The organism is Streptomyces sp. NPDC000410 (assembly GCF_040300305.1).
GTDB lineage: Bacteria > Actinomycetota > Actinomycetes > Streptomycetales > Streptomycetaceae > Streptomyces.
The window spans coordinates 16,733-30,526 of the sequence record NZ_JBEPDM010000044.1; the positions used below are offsets into that span (position 1 = coordinate 16,733).

A 13,794-nucleotide genomic window follows, 5' to 3' on the forward strand; every position below is an offset into this window, starting at 1 on the left:
CCGTATGCGGGCGTAGCGTGGGGGCTATGACTGTGTATGGATCCTTTCCTGGCTCGCGGCCGCGGCGGCTGCGGGTCAATCCCGCGATGCGGCGCATGGTCGCCGAGACGCGGCTGCATCCCGCTGATCTGATCCTTCCCGCGTTCGTACGGGAGGGTGTGAGCGAGCCCGTGCCGATCGCGGCCATGCCGGGTGTGGTGCAGCACTCCCTGGACACGCTGCGGAAGGCGGCCGTGGAGGCCCGGGAGGCGGGTGTCTCCGGGATCATGCTCTTCGGTGTGCCGGAGGACGCGAAGAAGGACGCGGCGGGGACGGCGGGGACGGACCCGGACGGGATTCTGCAGGTCGCCATCCGGGCCGTGAAGGCCGAGGTCGGCGATGAGCTCGTGATCATGTCCGACCTGTGCCTCGACGAGTACACCGATCACGGGCACTGCGGGGTGCTGGACGCCGACGGCCGGGTCGACAACGACGCCACGCTGGAGCGGTACGCCGAGATGGCCCAGGTGCAGGCCGACGCGGGCGTCCACGTGGTGGGGCCCAGCGGAATGATGGACGGTCAGGTCGGGGTGATCCGGGACGCGCTGGACACCATCGGCAAGGAGGACGTGTCGATCCTCGCGTACACCGCCAAGTACTCGTCGGCTTTCTACGGGCCGTTCCGGGAAGCCGTCGGGTCCTCGCTGACCGGCGACCGCAAGACGTACCAGCAGGACCCCGCCAACCTCCGGGAGTCGATGCGGGAGCTGGCGCTCGACCTTGAGGAGGGCGCCGACATGGTCATGGTCAAGCCCGCCGGGCCCTACCTGGACGTGCTCGCACGTGTCGCGGACGCGGTGGACGTGCCCGTGGCCGCGTACCAGATCAGTGGGGAGTACGCGATGGTCGAGGCGGCGGCCGAGAAGGGCTGGATCGAGCGGGACAAGGCGATCCTGGAGACCCTGACCGGGATCCGTCGCGCGGGCGCGCAGATGATCCTCACCTACTGGGCCACCGAGGTCGCCCAGAAGCTCGGCCGCTGAGGGCTCCTCGGCCTGCGGCCCCTCAGTCCTCGGTCCGCACTCCTCAGTCCCACCAGAACGTCCAGGTGTGGGCTCCCACCAGCCATCGTGCGTACGTGCCGAGGTCGGCGGTGGGGCCCTGCCAGATGTTGTCCGGGCAGAACGCGAAGTGCTCGGCCGCCAATGCCTCGCTGTCGGCGGTCGTGGTCGGGGGCGCCGCCACGGACACGACCAGCTGGTCGAAGGCCAGGGCGACGACCCGTATGCCGAAGCGGTCCTCCCAGGACCGCAGCACGGCGCAGAGACGGGCCACGTCGTTCTCGTGGTTGAGCGGGCCGCTCCAGCCGATGGCCGCCGGTATGTCGGCGCTGCGGCGGGCCCGGACCAGGGCCGGGCGGGCGCCCTTCAGGTCATCCTGCCCGTGCTCGATCAGGTCCGCCGCGACCTCGGCGGCGATCCGGTCCGGGTCCTCGACGGGTGTGCCGGCCGGGGCGAGGCCCGGCCAGGCGCCGTCGGCGTCCAGCTCGTCCTCGGCGTACGCCTCCCAGAAGTCCGACAGCACTTCTTCGGCGTCGTGGTCCCCGGGATACGACATCCGCTCCGGCCACAGCTCCCAGCCGTCCGGCTCCCGTGAGTCGCAGATCAGGACGGGGTGCAGTCCGGCCGTCCTGCGGGCGGGGAGGAGGCGGGCCCACGTGCTGGAGGTGGCGGGCTCGTCGCCGTACCAGAGCAGGGGCTCGTGCCACGCGCCGTCGACGGTCGCGTCGATGAGCCGGCCGGGCGGGAGGTCGAGGCCCAGTGAGCGGCCTGTGGGGTCGGTCGCCAGGGCCGGCAGTGGGTTGGGAAGCATCGCCATGCAGTGAATGTAGAGGCCGCCACTGACAACGGGGCTCGAGGGCGATGATGCCCTGTGGACGGCGAGTTGGACGTCCTGACTGGCGTCGAGCCGCATGAGAGGAGGGGCCGACTCGTTCGCGGAGTCGGCCCCCGTGCGGGACGTGGCGAGTGCGTTGCACGCCGCTATGCCGTCAGGGCGAGCAGTACGCCCGGACGTTGGCGATGATGTCGAAGTTGCCGGGGTTGTCGAAGACCACGAACCACGTGTCCTTGCTGGTGTTGGTGGTGGTCTGGAGCGACACGCCCGTGACGGCCCCGGCCGCGTTCGTGTACCAGCCGCCGGAGATCGCAGTCTGGCCGGCAGGACAGACGGCCTGGGTCGCGATGGAGCCGTGTGCCGGGACAGTGACGTTCGGACCGGATGCCTCGGTGACGGGGAGGGCACTGGCGGCAGTTTTCGCGCCAGGCGCGGCCGCGTCGTCGCCGTCTCGTGAATCCGCCGCGGCCGGGCCGGCGACCCCGGCCGCCAGGACGAGCGCGAGCGAGGCGACCGTGGCGCCGGTCAGCCACTTGCCTCGACGGGGCGGCTGCCCGGGGCGGAGTGGTGTCGTGTGCGCAGGACTCATGTGGCTGCTCCTCGGTTCATGGGGTGGGACGTGCGAGACCCCGAGGGGGAGCTTGACCCGCGCACGGATGACCATGCGCTGCGACGGGCCGGAGCGGGCTCGATGATCAGCACATCGGACCAGCCGGGAGGTCAGCGGCTCAGTAGGTCAGTGCGTCGGCCATGTCGGTCAGCCAGTACGTGACGCGCGCGTCGTTGGTCCTGTAGGTGTCCGACGGGAGCGTCAGTGTGGTGGGGGAACCGATGGACCCGGAGCCGCCGCGCGGGGTGAAGAAGACACCGAGCTTCTTGGCGATGCGGCCGCCTTCCGTGTTCTCGCCACTCAGCACGATCGCGGCGTAGGCCGACTGGCCCGGGTCGAGGGTGACGACGGCCTGGGGCTTGCTGTCCTCGATCAGCCCGGTCACGGAATGATCCTCGTCGAACCGGAGCGCGGGAGCGCCGTAAGCGGCGCAGCGGCCCGAACCCGTGTTGGTGGCCGTGAGCAGCAGGTGGTTGATGGGCCGCGTGACCTGGCTGACGGTCACCTTGGTGTTGGCGCTGGTGCAGGTGGCGATCGAGCTGGGGTCGCTGTCGTCGGCGCCCTTGTCCCTGGTGTTGCTGCTGCTGTTTTCGCTGCCGTTCTTGTCGCCGCTCTTGTCGGCGTCCTTGCCGCTGCCGCCGGCCGGAGTCTTGCTGTCGGCACCGGAGGACGGAGTGCTCGCGGGCGCCTGGGCCTGGGCCTCGGAGGTGGGGCTGATGCTCGCCGGGCCGGCGTCCTTTGCCCCGTTGCCGTCCTGGCAGGCGGTGAGGGACAGGCCCGCCAGAACGGCCGTGGTGGTGGCGATGGCGGCGCGAAGGGTGATGTGACGCATGTGAATCGACTCCCCGTGTGTGGTGCGTGGTTCGGTTCGGCAGGTGCTGGCCAAAACCTTGCGGGGCTGTCGGGCATGGGGCAACCGAGCAGGGACAATGAGGGAAGCTGGAACGCTGGAACGGGCGATGACCTGGGAAAACGTCCTTCCCCTGGAACGCGTTCCTGGGATGGCCGGACAATGGGGAGGGCATGCGTGGGCAGCGAAACGGACGGCTTCGCGGGGCTGTTGAGCACGCTGAAGGAACGTTCCGGGCTCAGCTACGGGGCCCTGGCCCGGCAGCTGCACATGAGTACGTCCACGCTGCACCGCTACTGCAATGGTGACGTCGTACCGACGGACTACGCACCCCTGGAGCGGCTCGCACGACTGTGCGGGGCGAGTCCCGACGAGCTGGTGGAGCTGCACCGGCGATGGATCCTTGCCGACGAAGCCCGAAGGCGTGGCCGGGCCGGCGCGCCCGAGGCAGCAGCTTCTGTGGAGGCAGCAGAGCGCACGGGTGAGCCGGAGCCGCAGCCGGGGCCCGAGCCGCAGCCCGAGCCGGGGCCGGAGGAGGTGGCCGCCAAGCCGGTGGTCATCGGGCCTGAGCCCGTCGGCTCACGCAAGCGCCGTCTGCGTGTCGCCCTCGCCACGGCTGTTGTTGTCGCTCTCGCCGTCCCGGCAGCCGTTGCGGTCACCTCATTCGGAGGCGGAGGCGGGGGCGGGGGAGGGGACGCGAAGACGGACGGACGCGGTGGAAAGGACCGCCACGCCGAGGCCGGTCCAGGCGCCGTGACCAGGAGCCCGACGAGCAGCTCCGCGTCCGCCGCGCCATCGACGAGTGCCGGCGCCTCACCTGACGGGAAGAAGACGAGCACGGCTCCCTCGGGCCCGGCCGCCGCGAACAAGCCGAAGCCGCCTGTCAGGGAGAGCGGGCCTGTGGCGCCGAACGTGGGGATCAGCTCGTACAACTGGGAATCGCCGTGCGGCGAGCAGTACCTCGTGAACCAGCCCCCGAACCAGATCCCACCCCCGCCCCCTCCCCAGGACCGCCGGGGCTGGGCGAACGCCCTGGACGCCGTCAGGGCCGGCACGATGCAGCTCCAGCTGACCGTGACGGGCAACACGGAAAGGGCGGTTCTCCTCAACGACGTGCACGTTCGCGTCGTGGGGCGCAACGCACCCCTGGACTGGGAGGCGTACTCCATGGGCACCGGCTGCGGCAGCGGCATCACCCCGCAGACCTTCGACATCGACCTGGACAGCGCCCGGCCGACGACCAAGCCCGTGGCCGGGCAGGACGGCGACATCGTCGTGCCCGCCAAGGACTTCCCGTACCAGGTTTCCACCCGCGACCCGCAGGTCCTGAACCTCAATGTGCACACCGAAGGACATGAGGTCCTCTGGTATCTGGAACTCGACTGGAACAGCGGCGACCAGAAGGGGACCATCCGGGTCGACGACGGCGGAAAGCCTTTCCGTACGAGTGCCTTCGACGAGCCCAAGCTGCGTTACTACTGGCCCGAAAAGGCCGAGTGGGCCACCGGTTGACCGTCAGCGCGTGTGCTCGGCCTTGAGGAGGTCGGCGAGCCGGGAGAGGCCGTCGGCCGCGTGGCCCTCGGCTATCGACCGGTCCAGGATCGCCTGGAACGGCTCGAAGAGCTCCGGGCTGACGCCCTGGTCGCGGTAGGTGGCCAGGAAGTTGGGGAACGCGGCCTGGTTGACGGCGAGGCTGGAGACATCGGTCAGGTGCTGTCCGGTGTCGACGGCCCGGCCCAGTTCGGGGGCGCCGGCGAGCATCGCGGTGATCCACGGGACGAGGAGTTCCGAGAACTTCTCGGCCGAGATGTTCTCGGTGCGGACCAGGGCGAAGGCCTGGAGGACGCCCACGAACATGCCGTACATACCGGTGAGCAGTGCCAGGTCGTTCAGGGCCGCCAGGCCGGGGTCGCTGCCCTCCCACTTCGTACCGCCGAAGGCGGCCAGGGTGTCGCGGTGGGCCTCGAAGGCCTCCTCGTCGCCGCTGTAGAAGACGAACGCGTCAGGGCCCGCGATCATCTGGGGGACCGCCATGATGCCGCCGTCGATGTACCGGGCGTCGTGCTTGGCTGCCCAGGCGGACAGTTCCCGGGCCTGGGCCGGGGTGCCGTTGGTGAGGTTGACCAGGGTCTTGCCGCTGACGGTGTCGCCGAGGGAGGAGAGGAGCTCCGTCACGTTGTCGTTGGTCAGGAGGCAGACGATGAGGAGGGGGCTCGCCTCGACGGCCTCGGCCGGTGTGGCGGCGGGCATGGCGCCCTGGGCCACGAGCGGGCCCGTCTTCGCGGCGGACCGGTTCCAGACGGTGACCCGGTGGCCAGCGTTCAGCAGCGCGGCGGCGAGCGCCGAGCCCATCATGCCGAGACCGAGGACCGAAACCGAAACCGGAGCGGGGGCGGGGGCGGAGGCGGAGGCGGAGGGCTGCGACGGCGCGGACATGCTGGGTCTCCTGGAGAGATGGGGGATCGGGACGGGGAGCGGCGGAGGATGTTCCGCGATCTCCTTCGATCTCGATCCTTCTCCGGCACTGAGGGATCAGCAAGTACCGACTAAATAGTGGGTACTTACCAAAAGGTCAGCTTCGGGCAGCGCGCCCCGCCGGGCGGAGCAGCGCGATGCCCACCGCACATATCCAGTACAGGAGCAGCCCTGCGACGGCAGCGGTCGTGCCCCAGCCGATGGCGCTGTGGAAGCGCGCGGGGTCGGTCCCGAAGTAGAGGGACGGCACGAAGGCGAGGTTGACGGCCGCGAGGATGTAGGCGGACGGGGTGGCCCAGCGGGGCAACAGAGCGCTGCGGGCGAGGACATGGCCGGTCGCGGCGAGGAAGAGGGCGGTCAGGAGGCGGCCTATGGAGCCGTACAGGAGGGTGTGGCCGTCGGCCAGCGGGCCGTCGATGGTCGGGTCGACGGGCGTGCCGTTCGCGCCGAAGACCACGCCCGCCTCCAGCGAGTTGGACACCAGGGTGGCGACGACGTACACGATCCCCGCCGTGTGGGCGAGGTCCGCGGCCCAGGCGCGCTCGGGTGGTGCCGAGCGCCGGAGCAGCTGACGGAAGCCCGTCAGAAAGACGAGCAGGCCCGCGCACACGAACAGGTTCAGCAGGATCCGGGTGAGGACGTTCGAGGCCGGCGGGGGGCCCGAATACACGAAGTAGAGCGGGATCTCGACGAAGGTGAGGGCTGCGGCCAGCACGCCGGCGATTCCGGTGGTCCGGCGCAAGTGCGTCGTGTGCGTCGTATGCGTCTCGGTCATGCAATTGAGGCTATGAACGCCGCGCCCGACCGGACAGCCGTCCAGACACCCTGTTGGGGGTGGTGCCAGCACCACCCCCAACAGGTCCGGAAAGGATTCCGGTAAGGATCCCGGAAAGGATCAGAGACGCTCGGGCGTCCGGATGCCCAGCAGGCTCATGCCCTTGCTGAGCGTCCGGGCGGTGAGGTCGACGAGGAAAAGGCGGTTCTCCACGACCTCCGCCGCGTTCTCGTCGCTGAGCACCTGGCACTGGTCGTAGAACGTCGTCAGGTGCGACGCCAGCTGGTACAGGTACGCGGCGAGCTTGTGCGGCTCGTACGACGCGGCGACCTCCGCCAGGAGTTCCCCGAACTGGTCCAGGTGCAGACCCAGCGCGCGCTCGGCCGGGGCCAGCGCGAGTTCGGGGTGGGCGGCCGGCTTGGCGTCGCCCGCCTTGCGGAGGATCGACTGGATACGGGCGTACGCGTACTGGAGGTAGACGGACGTGTCGCCGTTCAGCGAGACCATCTGGTCCAGGTCGAACTTGTAGTCCCGTACCGCGGACGTCGACAGGTCGGCGTACTTCACCGCGCCGATGCCCACGAACCGGCCGTTCTCGACGATCTCCTGCTCGGTCAGGCCGACCTTCTGGGCCTTCTCGCGCACGACGGTGGTGGCCCGCTCGACCGCCTCGTCCAGCAGGTCTTCCAGACGCACCGTCTCGCCCTCACGGGTCTTGAACGGCTTGCCGTCCTTGCCGAGGACCGTGCCGAAGGCGAGCTGGTGGGCCTTGACGTCGTCGCTCAGCCAGCCGGCCCGGCGGGCGGTCTCGAAGACCATCTTGAAGTGGAGCGACTGGCGGACGTCCACGACGTACAGCAGCGTCTTCGCGCCGAGGTTCTGGACACGGTCGCGGATCGCGGAGAGGTCCGTCGCGGCGTAGCCGAAGCCGCCGTCGGACTTCTGGACGATCAGCGGGACCGGGTTGCCGTCCGGGCCCTTGACGTCGTCGAAGAAGACGCAGAGCGCACCATTGGAGCGGACCGCGACGCCCGACTCCTCAAGGAGGCGACAGGTCTCGGCCAGCATGTCGTTGTAGCCCGACTCGCCGACGATGTCCGGGTCGCTGATCTCCATGTCGAGCTTGTCGAAGACCGAGTAGAAGTAGATCTTCGACTCGTCGACGAACCGCTGCCACAGGGCGCGCGTCTGCTCGTCGCCCGCCTGGAGGTCGACCACCCGGCGGCGCGCCCGGTCCTTGAACTCCTCGTCGGAGTCGAAGAGGGCCCGGGAGGCCTTGTAGAGCCGGTTCAGGTTGGACATGGCCTCCTCACCGGAGACGGTGGCCTCGTCCTTGTGGTCCAGCTCGTGCGGGTGCTCGAGCAGGTACTGGATGAGCATGCCGAACTGGGTGCCCCAGTCGCCGATGTGGTGGCGCCGGACCACCTTCTCGCCGGTGAACTCCAGGATCTCGACCATGGCCGCGCCGATCACGGCGGACCGCAGATGGCCGACGTGCATCTCCTTCGCCACGTTCGGCTGGGCGTAGTCGATCACGGTCGTGCCGGCGTCCGTGGTGTACGGAACACCGAGGCGGTCGTCGGCGGCGCGGGCGGCGAGCGTCTTCACGATCGCCTCGTCGGTGACCGTGATGTTGAGGAAGCCGGGGCCGGAGACCTCGATGTCCTTGAGGACGTCATTGGCCGGGATGGCCTCGACGACCTTCGTCGCCAGCTCGCGCGGGTTGCCCTTGAGCTGCTTGGCGAGCGCCAGGATGCCGTTGGCCTGGAAGTCGGCCCGGTCGCTACGTCGCAGCAGCGGGTCGGCGGAGCCGGCCTCCGGCAGGGCTGCCGAGAGGGCGTCCGCGAGGCGCTGCTGCACGGTCGAAGCGAGGGAAGGGACCGAGGCCATGAGCTTCCGTTCCTGTCAGGTGAGGATGGTGTCTATTTCAGTTGTCAAGTGTCCCATGGGGGAGCAACCTGATTTCCCGCCGCACCGCGGCGCGCCACCGCACCGGACCGCACCGGACCCACCGGACTGCACCAGACCGCACCGGACCGCGCTCGCGAGCGAATCGCTCGCCTGTGGACAACTACGGGGGCGGTTGTTTCGTCTGGGAGAATGGCAGACGCCAGCTTCGACAGAATCAAGCATTCAAGGACGTGCCGATCGTGGCTCAGAGCAGCACCGAGACCGACTGGGTCTCCCGTTTCGCGGACGATGTCATCGCCGAGTCGGAACGGCGTGCGCCCGGGAAACCGGTCGTGGTTGCCTCTGGGCTGTCCCCCTCGGGCCCCATCCACCTGGGCAATCTCCGCGAGGTCATGACCCCGCACCTGGTCGCGGACGAGGTCCGGCGCCGGGGTTACGAGGTCCGGCACCTGATCTCCTGGGACGACTACGACCGCTACCGCAAGGTGCCGGCCGGAGTCCCGGGCGTCGACAAGTCGTGGGCCGAGCACATCGGCAAGCCGCTGACCTCGGTGCCCGCACCGGCGGGCTCGCCGCACGCGAACTGGGCCGAGCACTTCAAGGCCGCCATGGTCGAGTCGCTCGCCGAGCTCGGTGTCGAGTACGACCCGATCAGCCAGACCGAGCAGTACACGGCGGGGGCGTACCGCGAGCAGATCCTGCACGCGATGAAGCACCGCGCCGACATCGACGCCATCCTCGACCAGTACCGGACGAAGAAGGCCCCCGCCAAGAAGTCGCAGAAGCCGGTCGACGAGGCCGAGCTGGAGGCCGCCGAGGGCTCCGGCGCGGCCGGCGAGGACGACGGCAGCGGCGGCTCCGGGGGGTACTTCCCGTACAAGCCGTACTGCGGCAACTGCGAGAAGGACCTGACGACGGTCACCTCGTACATCGACGCGACGGCCGAGCTGACGTACTCGTGCACCGCCTGTGGCTTCTCCGAGACGGTCCGGCTGACCGAGTTCAACCGCGGAAAGCTGGTCTGGAAGGTCGACTGGCCGATGCGGTGGGCCTACGAGGGCGTGATCTTCGAGCCGAGCGGCGTCGACCACTCCTCGCCCGGGTCGTCGTTCGTCGTGGGCGGGCAGATCGTCCGCGAGGTCTTCGACGGCGTGCAGCCGATCGGGCCGATGTACGCCTTCGTGGGCATCTCCGGGATGGCGAAGATGTCGTCCTCGCGCGGCGGCGTGCCCACGCCCGCCGACGCGCTGCAGATCATGGAGGCGCCGCTGCTGCGCTGGCTGTACGCGCGCCGCAAGCCCAACCAGTCCTTCAAGATCGCCTTCGACCAGGAGATCCAGCGGCTCTACGACGAGTGGGACAAGCTGGAGTCCAAGGTCGCCGACGGGTCCGTGCTGCCCGCCGACGCGGCCGCGTACTCCCGCGCGGTGCGCACCGCCGCCGGTGAGCTGCCGCGCACCCCGCGCCCGCTCCCGTACCGCACGCTCGCCTCGGTCGCGGACATCACGGCCGGGCACGACGAGCAGACGCTGCGGATCCTGAGCGAGCTCGACCCGGCGAACCCGCTGGACGACCTGGTCGAGGTGCGGCCGCGCCTCGACCGCGCCGAGAACTGGATCACCAGCCAGGTCCCGGCCGAGGCCCGCACGATCGTGCGCTCCGAGCCCGACGCCGAGCTCCTCGGCTCGCTCGACGACGAGGGACGCGCGTCGCTGCGGCTGCTGCTGGAGGGCCTGGACTCGCACTGGTCCCTGGACGGGCTCACCACGCTCGTCTACGGCGTACCGAAGGTGATGGCGGGCCTGGAGCCGGACGCCAAGCCGACGCCGGAGCTGAAGGTCGCCCAGCGCGCGTTCTTCGCGCTGCTGTACCGCCTGCTCGTCAGCCGCGAGACCGGGCCCAGGCTGCCGACGCTGCTGCTGGCCGTGGGGGCGGACCGGGTGCGCAAGCTGCTCGGGTCCTGACGGTTCCGAAGGCGTGTTGCTGAAGGGCTCTCACCCGGTGTGGGTGAGCGCCCTTCAGCGTGTCTGCCGCCGGTGTCCGGTGCCGCTACGCGATGTGCTCGGCCTCCAGGTCGGCCTGGTAGCGGCTCTGGAACTCCGGCATCAGGCGGCGCAGCAGGCTCGCGCTGCGCGGGTGCTGGATGCCGTGGGCGTCGGCGAGGGTTATGTCGAGCTGGTCGTTGCTCGGGTGCACCCCGTGCAGGTGCACGTACTCCTTGAAGACGGGGTACGCCAGCTCGGCGAAGGCCCGCTCGTCGATGAGGTCCGACTGGAGCTCGCGGTCGGGCTGAGGCTCGGGCCGGGGCGCGGGGGCCGCTTCGTCCGCCGTCTCGTACGCGGTCTCGTACGCCTCTTCGTGCATCGGCTGCTGCTCGGTGCGCGGGGCGGGAATGGTACCCGGGGCCGTCTGCAGGGCCGGGTCGTACGCCGGGTCATACGTCGGGTCGTACGCGCCCTCGTACGCGTCCTGGGGGAGCGCCTGTGCGCTGAACCACGGGTTCCCTTGGGCGGCGGGGCCGGGATCCTCGGGCTGCGGCACCCCGTGGACCGCCCCGTCAACCGCCCCGCCGACCGCCTCGCCGACGGCCTCGGGCCGGGGCGCGGGAAGTTCCGCGGCCGGCAGCCCCGACACGGGCAGCTCGGTCGGGCTCTGGCTCTTGCTCGGGCCCGGGAGCGGTTCGGGGGTCGGGTTCGGCGGCAGGAGCGCCGGCTCGATGCCCGCGGCGGCCAGGCCCGCGGGCGCGGTCTCCGCCAGCGGAACGCCGTACTTCGCCAGTCGCAGTGGCATCAGCGCCTCGACCGGCGCCTTCCGCCGCCACGCCCGCCCGAAACGGGCCTGGAGGCGTGCCTGGTAGATCAGCCGGTCCTGTTCGAGCTTGATGACCTGCTCGTACGAGCGCAGCTCCCACAGCTTCATCCGCCGCCACAGCCGGAACGTGGGCACGGGGGAGAGCAGCCAACGGGTGAGCCGCACACCCTCCATGTGCTTGTCCGCCGTGATGTCCGCGATCCGGCCCACCGCATGGCGGGCGGCCTCGACGGCCACGACGAAGAGCACCGGGATGACCGCGTGCATGCCGACACCGAGCGGGTCGGGCCAGGCGGCGGCGCCGTTGAACGCGATCGTCGCCGCCGTCAGCAGCCACGCCGTCTGGCGCAGCAGCGGGAACGGGATGCGGATCCAGGTCAGCAGGAGGTCCAGCGCGAGCAGCACACAGATGCCCGCGTCGATGCCGATCGGGAAGACCAGGGAGAAGTCGCCGAAGCCCTTCTTCTCGGCGAGATCGCGCACGGCGGAGTACGACCCGGCGAAGCCGATGGCGGCGATGACCACCGCGCCGGCCACGACGACGCCGATGAGTATGCGGTGCGTGCGTGTCAGCTGCATCGCGGCCACCCGCGATCCCCTCCCCATATCGAATTCTGGCGCTGTAAAGCTGTAGAGCTGCAGAGCTGGAGAACCGGGAGCTCCCCGGAGCGGCCCAAGCCTGGCACATGTGTGCGGAGCGCGAGCTTCCGGGGAGCCGAGTGTGGGGGAGCCTACGTGTCGGGCCCTCCCCGTTTGTCCTACTTGTTGGCCGTCGTGACCGCGGTCGCCGCTTCCTTGGCCGCCTTCACCGCGTCCTTCAGCAGCTCCGCCGTGTCCGGGGCGGCGGCGCCCGCGTAGCCCGCGCCGTTGTAGCCGAGCGTGACGACGACGTTCCCCGTGCGGGCCACGATCGACGCGTACTTGAAGTCCACGCCCGTCTTGCGGATCTCGTAGGTGATGGCTGTCGCCTCGTCACCGACGGTCTGAGCGCCTGTCTTGACCTTCTTCGCGCCCTCAGTGGCCTGGGTCTTCGCGATTTCCTTCGCGTAGGCCTCGGTGGCACGCTTCTCGCCGCTGCCCAGCCCGGGGTCGGACTCGTAGCGGAGGAAGGAGACGTCGAGCCAGCGGTAGTCCGAGCCCTTGACGCCCTTGTCCTCCAGGCCGTTCCAGGAGCAGCCCCCGCGTACGGACGTGTCGCTGGACTTGCCGGCCGTACCCGCCTTGTTCTTCACCTTCGGTACCAGCTCCTCGACCGTCTTCGCGGTGAGCGCCTTGCAGGGCTCGGGGAGCTTGGCGAACTTCGCGGGCGCCACGGTCGGCGCGGACTGCTGCGCACCACCGGAGGACCCGGAAGGGGCCGTGGACGAGGAGGACGAGCCGGAGTCCTTCTTGCTGTCGGAGTCCGAGTCCGACGAGCAGCCGGCGACGACGAGCATCACCGGGACGGCGGCACAGGCGAATATGCGGGTGAGTCGCGGGGCTGATCGGTGCATGGTTCCTTCAGTCGGTGTGTCGTACGGTCCGGTCCGGTCCGGTCCGCCCGACGCGCGGGACGGACGGTCGTCCGGGGTCTCCGGTCGGCCACGGTACGCCGAAACGGTACGTCGCCGGGGTCGACCGGCAGGACCGGATGTCGCCGCGGCGGCTCGATGGGGGCGCGCTAGTCGTTGAACCGCTCGGCCAGCTTCTGGGCCAGGGCCTGCGCCTTTTCCTGCAGTTCCTTGCTGTCGGGGACCTCCGTCGTACGGGCGGGCTGCGCGATGTACTCGACGGTCACGATCACATTCGATGTGCGGAACACCACGCTCACGGTGCGGTGCTGCGCGGTGGAGCCGGCCCGGGTCAGGACATCGTCGAGGAAGGCGGCGTCGCCGAGCCCGCCGAGCTCCCGGGGCTCGAGACCCGCGGGGGTGGTCGTTCCGCTCGGGGCTCCGACGGGGGGCGTGGTGCCGGTGGGGGACGCGGTGCTCGTGGGGCTCGTTGCCGTCGGTGTGCCGCTCGGGGGCGTGCTCTCCTGGACCGTGTCGTCGCGCGGGTTCGCGGGGGCCGGCAGTTGCGCCGCGTCCTGCTTGCGGGCGTAGACCTCCTGGGCCCGGTCGTCGTCGCTGACCGCGGGGTCGTACGAGACGACGCGCTCGACGTCGATCCGCAGGTGGTGCGAGGCGTGGGCCGCGTCGGCCTTCCAGCTGCACCCGACGCGGCGGTCGGTGTCGTAGGTGACGGCGGCCGTGCCGCGGTACACCTGTGCCTGCTGTTCCTCGGGCAGCTCGGCCGCGCCGGGGAGCAGGCTCCTGAGGGTGGCGCGGTCGACCGCCCCGCAGGGCTCGTAGAGCGTGCGGTACTTGCCGGGGGCGGCGGCGGAGCCCGCGGCCTCGCCGGGCTTGGTGTCGGCGGCGGAGCCGTCGCCGCCGGAACCGGCGGTGCAGCCGCCGACGAGGGTCGCGAGAAGCACCGCCAGGCCGGGTACGTACGCCTTTCGCTGCACGG

Annotated in this window: 12 protein-coding genes; 3 read left to right on the forward strand and 9 right to left on the reverse strand. The window is 70.3% G+C overall.

Annotated features, from left to right (window positions below; genetic code table 11):
* The first annotated feature begins 26 nt into the window (after positions 1–26).
* Positions 27–1,022 carry a porphobilinogen synthase gene (hemB, locus tag ABT342_RS30160; protein WP_351580882.1) on the forward strand — a complete coding sequence of 332 codons (996 nt, stop codon included), beginning with the start codon at positions 27–29 and terminating at the stop codon, positions 1,020–1,022.
* A 43-nt stretch (positions 1,023–1,065) separates the two neighbouring features.
* Here hemB and ABT342_RS30165 read toward each other — a convergent pair whose 3' ends face one another.
* The 3 genes from ABT342_RS30165 to ABT342_RS30175 form a co-directional block, all read right to left on the reverse strand.
* Positions 1,066–1,857 carry a DUF4253 domain-containing protein gene (locus ABT342_RS30165; protein WP_351580884.1) on the reverse strand — a complete coding sequence of 264 codons (792 nt, stop codon included), beginning with the start codon at positions 1,855–1,857 and terminating at the stop codon, positions 1,066–1,068.
* A 172-nt stretch (positions 1,858–2,029) separates the two neighbouring features.
* Entirely contained in the window at positions 2,030–2,464 is a 435-nt protein-coding gene (locus tag ABT342_RS30170) for a hypothetical protein (protein WP_351580887.1), read from the reverse strand.
* 139 nt (positions 2,465–2,603) lie between these two features.
* Positions 2,604–3,317 (reverse strand): DUF4232 domain-containing protein, encoded by a 714-nt coding sequence (locus ABT342_RS30175; protein WP_351580891.1) that lies wholly within the window; start codon positions 3,315–3,317, stop codon positions 2,604–2,606.
* Positions 3,318–3,512: 195 nt separating this feature from the next.
* Here ABT342_RS30175 and ABT342_RS30180 point away from each other — a divergent pair, with 195 nt between their 5' ends.
* Positions 3,513–4,847, forward strand: coding sequence for a helix-turn-helix domain-containing protein (locus tag ABT342_RS30180; RefSeq protein WP_351580895.1), 1,335 nt, complete (start codon positions 3,513–3,515; stop codon positions 4,845–4,847).
* Positions 4,848–4,850: 3 nt separating this feature from the next.
* Here ABT342_RS30180 and ABT342_RS30185 read toward each other — a convergent pair whose 3' ends face one another.
* The 3 genes from ABT342_RS30185 to argS form a co-directional block, all read right to left on the reverse strand.
* Positions 4,851–5,771 (reverse strand): NAD(P)-dependent oxidoreductase, encoded by a 921-nt coding sequence (locus ABT342_RS30185; RefSeq protein WP_351580898.1) that lies wholly within the window; start codon positions 5,769–5,771, stop codon positions 4,851–4,853.
* A gap of 136 nt (positions 5,772–5,907) precedes the next feature.
* On the reverse strand, positions 5,908–6,585 hold the full coding sequence (locus tag ABT342_RS30190) for a hypothetical protein (protein WP_351580901.1): 678 nt from the start codon (positions 6,583–6,585) through the stop codon (positions 5,908–5,910).
* A 120-nt stretch (positions 6,586–6,705) separates the two neighbouring features.
* Positions 6,706–8,475, reverse strand: coding sequence for an arginine--tRNA ligase (argS, locus tag ABT342_RS30195; protein WP_351580904.1), 1,770 nt, complete (start codon positions 8,473–8,475; stop codon positions 6,706–6,708).
* Positions 8,476–8,726: 251 nt separating this feature from the next.
* Here argS and lysS point away from each other — a divergent pair, with 251 nt between their 5' ends.
* Positions 8,727–10,460, forward strand: a complete 1,734-nt coding sequence (gene lysS / locus ABT342_RS30200; RefSeq protein ID WP_351580907.1) for a lysine--tRNA ligase — start codon at positions 8,727–8,729, stop codon at positions 10,458–10,460.
* Positions 10,461–10,545: 85 nt separating this feature from the next.
* Here the strand turns inward: lysS and ABT342_RS30205 are convergent, their stop codons facing one another.
* The 3 genes from ABT342_RS30205 to ABT342_RS30215 form a co-directional block, all read right to left on the reverse strand.
* The gene (locus ABT342_RS30205; RefSeq protein WP_351580910.1) at positions 10,546–11,886 is read right to left on the reverse strand and encodes a DUF2637 domain-containing protein; all 1,341 of its coding nucleotides are present in this window, start codon (positions 11,884–11,886) and stop codon (positions 10,546–10,548) included.
* A 179-nt stretch (positions 11,887–12,065) separates the two neighbouring features.
* A complete protein-coding gene (locus ABT342_RS30210) occupies positions 12,066–12,800 on the reverse strand; it encodes a DUF3558 family protein (RefSeq protein ID WP_351580913.1) in 735 nt (244 codons plus the stop codon).
* Positions 12,801–12,967: 167 nt separating this feature from the next.
* Positions 12,968–13,792 (reverse strand): DUF3558 domain-containing protein, encoded by an 825-nt coding sequence (locus ABT342_RS30215; RefSeq protein WP_351580916.1) that lies wholly within the window; start codon positions 13,790–13,792, stop codon positions 12,968–12,970.
* Between the last annotated feature and the right edge of the window lie 2 nt (positions 13,793–13,794).